We start from the raw sequence: 775 nt of genomic DNA, 5'->3' as shown, positions 1-775 counted from the left end.
TTGATGTGTGGCTAAAAACTGTGCGATTTTATCTGCACTTTTATCCAACTTTTCTTTTTGCTTTAAGTCCTGAGTGACCTGCTCTTCACTTAGGCCATCTTGTGCTTGATGGCGCTCAATCATGCGTTTACTTGCTCGCTCTAGTTTGGCTTTTTTACGGTATAACTCATCGAATGTGCCGCTCCACTCCTTGCTCGCATTGGACTTTAATTTACACCCATCAATGGCAAACATATTACGGCCAATTAAACCTTCCTCGTCACATATCATCAGCACTTGCGTAAAGAGCGGTTCAATTTGTTCGTGCATTTTAGCAACGAAACCCGCTATTGATGTGTAATGCGGCTGAATATCACCCGACACACTCATAAATAAAATGTTTGTTTCACATGCTTTAGCAATACGACGACTACTGATTAAACCATGTGCATAACCAAGTAAAATAATCTTTAGCATCAACGATGGTGGATATGCCGCAGCGCCTGTTTTATCGTTGTTGTACCATGCATCAAACCCCGTTAAATCGAGTTTATTTTCAACAATATGACAAAGCGCATACTCAAAGGTGCCTGGCAAAATTTGCTCAGAGAAATTGATAGGAATGAATTTATTTTGGCAGGAGAAGTCAGGCTTGTAGTTGGCCATAACACGTTACCGTGGATGAATAATATCTATTAGATCACAGTCACTAAGTGGGTTCAAGGTTAAAAATCAAGCAAAGGAAAGAAGTGTAGAATCAGTTCCTGAAATGAGTAATTCTACAGCCTCAACGCCC

At 40.4% G+C, this 775-nt stretch carries 1 protein-coding gene; it reads right to left on the bottom strand.

Features of this window, described 5'->3' with window-relative positions; all coding sequences use genetic code 11:
* Positions 1–645, bottom strand: a 645-nt coding sequence (locus N482_RS06645) for a transposase (protein WP_063376309.1), incomplete at its 3' end; no start/stop codon positions are given.
* Between the last annotated feature and the right edge of the window lie 130 nt (positions 646–775).

It is taken from the genome of Pseudoalteromonas luteoviolacea NCIMB 1942 (assembly GCF_001625595.1).
GTDB classification, from domain to species: domain Bacteria; phylum Pseudomonadota; class Gammaproteobacteria; order Enterobacterales; family Alteromonadaceae; genus Pseudoalteromonas; species Pseudoalteromonas luteoviolacea_A.
This window is presented reverse-complemented; position numbering and strand designations above follow the sequence as displayed.